This window comes from Brevundimonas sp. RM1, assembly GCF_052907225.1.
Genome location: NZ_JBRERY010000061.1, coordinates 1 through 2,052, shown reverse-complemented (window position 1 = coordinate 2,052; position 2,052 = coordinate 1). Strand labels below are relative to the sequence as shown.

The window sequence follows — 2,052 nt, the reverse complement described above, 5'->3', positions numbered from 1 at the left end:
GCGCCAGGAGCAGTCATTGGCTTCTCGACGGACAGCTGACATTCCATCCTTGCTTAGCGTTCCCGGCTTGGTTGACGACACCATTAATTCCATTATTTTGGAATCATGGAATCCGAAGCCGCCATCCTCGCTCTTGCCGCCCTAGCCCAACCGACACGCCTTGAGGCCTTCCGTCTGCTGGTGCGGCACGAACCCGAAGGCCTACCCGCCGGCGAGATCGCGGATGCCCTGGCGGTGCCCGCCAACACCATGTCGGCGCACCTCGGGGTTCTGTCCCGCGCCGGCCTGGTCAATTCGGAGCGCCACAGCCGGTCGATCATCTACCGGGCGGACCTGGATCGCCTCCAGGCGCTGGTCCTGTTCCTGCTGAAGGACTGCTGCCAGGGCCGCGCCGAACTGTGCGAGCCGCTACTGGCCGAACTCTCGCTCTGCCGCGCATGAGGACACCATGGACGTCGTCATCTATCACAACCCTGCCTGCGGCACGTCGCGCAACGCCCTGGCCCTGATCCGACACGTCGGGATCGAGCCGCAAGTCATCGAGTATCTGAAGACGCCGCCCAACCGCGCCATGATCCAGGCGCTGGTCGAACGGATGGGCGTCCCCCTGCGCGGCCTTCTGCGCGAGAAGGGCACCCCCTTCACCGAACTGGTCCTCGGAGACCCTGATTTGACCGATGACCAGATTCTGGACGCCATCGAAGCACACCCGATTCTGCTGAACCGTCCGATCGTGGTCGCGCCGCTAGGCGTGAAGCTATGTCGCCCGTCCGAAGCGGTCCTCGACCTTCTGCCTTCAGAAGGACTCAAGCCCTTCACCAAGGAGGACGGCGAAGTCGTCATCGACGCCGGGGGCCGGAGGGTCCGCTGATGGTCAATGCCGTGATTGCTGAACAACCAAGGCGCCACCTGTCCTTCCTCGATCGCTGGCTGACATTGTGGATTTTCGCCGCAATGGCGCTGGGCGTGCTGCTGGGCACAGTCGCGCCCGGGCTTCCCGCCTGGATCGACGGCCTGTCGGTCGGGACGACCAACATCCCCATAGCCATCGGCCTGATCCTGATGATGTATCCGCCGCTAGCGCGGGTGACGTACGAGGAACTTCCCCGCGTCTTCGCCGACAAGCGCGTGCTGCTTCTGTCCCTGTTCCAGAACTGGGTGTTGGGGCCGGTGCTGATGTTCGCGCTGGCGGTGATCTTCCTGCGCGACCAGCCGGAACACATGACCGGCGTCATCCTGATCGGACTAGCCCGCTGCATCGCCATGGTGCTGGTCTGGAACCAGTTGGCGCGCGGCGACAACCAATATGTGGCGGGCCTGGTCGCCTTCAACTCGATCTTCCAGATCGCCTTCTTCAGCCTCTACGCCTGGCTGTTCCTGACCGTACTGCCGCCCCTGTTCGGGCTGGAGGGCAGCGTGGTTGACGTCAGCGTCTGGACCATCGCAAGCGCCGTCCTGGTCTATCTGGGCCTGCCCTTTCTCGGCGGTTTCCTGACCCGGCGCGCGCTGGTCACGCGCAAGGGGAACGACTGGTACGAGGCGCGCTTCCTGCCGCGCATCGCGCCGATCACCCTGATCGCCCTGCTGTTCACCATCGTCGCCATGTTCAGCCTGAAGGGCGGCGAGGTCGTCGCCCTGCCGCTGGACGCCCTGCGCATCGCCATTCCGCTGACGATCTACTTCCTGGTCATGTTCGTGGTCAGCTTCCTGATGGGACGGCTGATCGAGGCGGACTATCCGCGCACCACGGCCCTGGCCTTCACCGCTGCCTCCAACAACTTCGAACTGGCGATCGCCGTCGCCATCGCGGCGTTCGGATTGGCCTCGCCGGTAGCCTTCGCCGCCGTCATCGGTCCGCTGGTCGAGGTCCCTGTGCTGATCCTGCTGGTGTCGGTCGCCCTGTGGCTGGGCCGCCGCTGCTTCCCCGCGACCGCCCCGAAGAAGGGCGCCTGCTGATGGCCTTCAACGCCGTGGAGTTGCCCGAGCCCACTCCCGACCTCATCGCCGCGCTGGAGGCCGCCGGGCTGCCGACGGACGATCTCCACGAGCCCG

At 65.2% G+C, this 2,052-nt stretch carries 3 protein-coding genes; all 3 read left to right on the top strand.

What is annotated here, in order from left to right; genetic code table 11:
* Positions 1 to 105 precede the first annotated feature (105 nt).
* The 3 genes from ACU5AP_RS16195 to arsB are packed head-to-tail and all read left to right on the top strand — an operon-like array spanning position 106 to position 1,956.
* Positions 106 to 441 (top strand): ArsR/SmtB family transcription factor, encoded by a 336-nt coding sequence (locus ACU5AP_RS16195; protein ID WP_003163806.1) that lies wholly within the window; start codon positions 106 to 108, stop codon positions 439 to 441.
* 7 nt (positions 442 to 448) lie between these two features.
* Complete coding sequence (gene arsC, locus ACU5AP_RS16190; protein ID WP_003163807.1) at positions 449 to 871, top strand: arsenate reductase (glutaredoxin); 423 nt, start codon at positions 449 to 451, stop codon at positions 869 to 871.
* Positions 871 to 1,956 (top strand): ACR3 family arsenite efflux transporter, encoded by a 1,086-nt coding sequence (gene arsB / locus ACU5AP_RS16185; protein WP_003163808.1) that lies wholly within the window; start codon positions 871 to 873, stop codon positions 1,954 to 1,956. Before arsC ends, arsB begins: the two co-directional genes overlap by 1 nt.
* The last annotated feature ends 96 nt before the right edge of the window (positions 1,957 to 2,052 follow it).

Coding starts and splice junctions, on each gene's coding strand:
- arsC (WP_003163807.1), top strand. CDS start 449: ATGGACGTCGTCATCTATCACAACCCTGCCTGCGGCACGTCGCGCAAC.
- ACU5AP_RS16195 (WP_003163806.1), top strand. CDS start 106: ATGGAATCCGAAGCCGCCATCCTCGCTCTTGCCGCCCTAGCCCAACCG.
- arsB (WP_003163808.1), top strand. CDS start 871: ATGGTCAATGCCGTGATTGCTGAACAACCAAGGCGCCACCTGTCCTTC.